The following is a 752-nucleotide window of genomic DNA, read 5'->3' on the forward strand; positions in this document are numbered from 1 at the left end:
TTTCGCGACAAGGAAGAAAACGATCACGGCCTGTTCTACGCCATCGGTGAAGCCGACCTGAGCGACAGCACCACGGCGACCCTCGGTTTCTCCCGGCAGAACGATCAGACCAATTATTTCTGGGGCGGCCTGCCGATCGGCGAAGACGGCCACCACCTCGACCTGCCCCGCTCCACTTACCCGGGCACCGACTGGGAAAACCGCAAGCTGCAAGTCGACACCGTATTCGGTGAAGTCGAACACCGTTTCGACAACGACTGGAAACTGCACCTCGGCGGTTCCACTTCGACAACCGAAGGCGAATTCTCCGGCACGTATTTGTCGCGCTACGACGGCCCGCTGGAAACCACCGCCTACCAATCGCACCACACCGACAAGCAACGCGCCTTCGATGGTTTCGCCAGCGGCCCGTTCGAAGCGTTCGGCCGTACCCACGAACTGGTAGTCGGCGCCAGCAATCGGGTGTACGACGCCACCACCAAGGAATACTCGCCCTACGACACCGGCCTGCCGATCGCCGCGCCAAAACCTGACTTCGTGCGTAGCGGCAAATCGCGCAACGTCACCACTCAGGACGCGGTTTACCTGACCACGCGCTTGAGCCTGGCCGACCCGCTGACGTTGATCCTCGGCAGTCGTCTGGACTGGTATGACTACGACGATCGCAGCGCCGACGGCGACTTCAAAGTCACCCGCAACCTGACCCGTTACGCCGGCCTGATCTACAAACTCGATGACCATCACTCGGTCTA

1 protein-coding gene is annotated in these 752 nt (G+C 61.0%); it reads left to right on the forward strand.

From position 1 onward, the window contains the following. On the forward strand, positions 1-752 hold a 752-nt coding region (locus J5M56_RS23690), incomplete at both ends, for a TonB-dependent receptor (protein WP_207937907.1).

This window comes from Pseudomonas sp. 51_B (assembly GCF_017491595.1).
Lineage (GTDB): Bacteria > Pseudomonadota > Gammaproteobacteria > Pseudomonadales > Pseudomonadaceae > Aquipseudomonas > Aquipseudomonas promysalinigenes.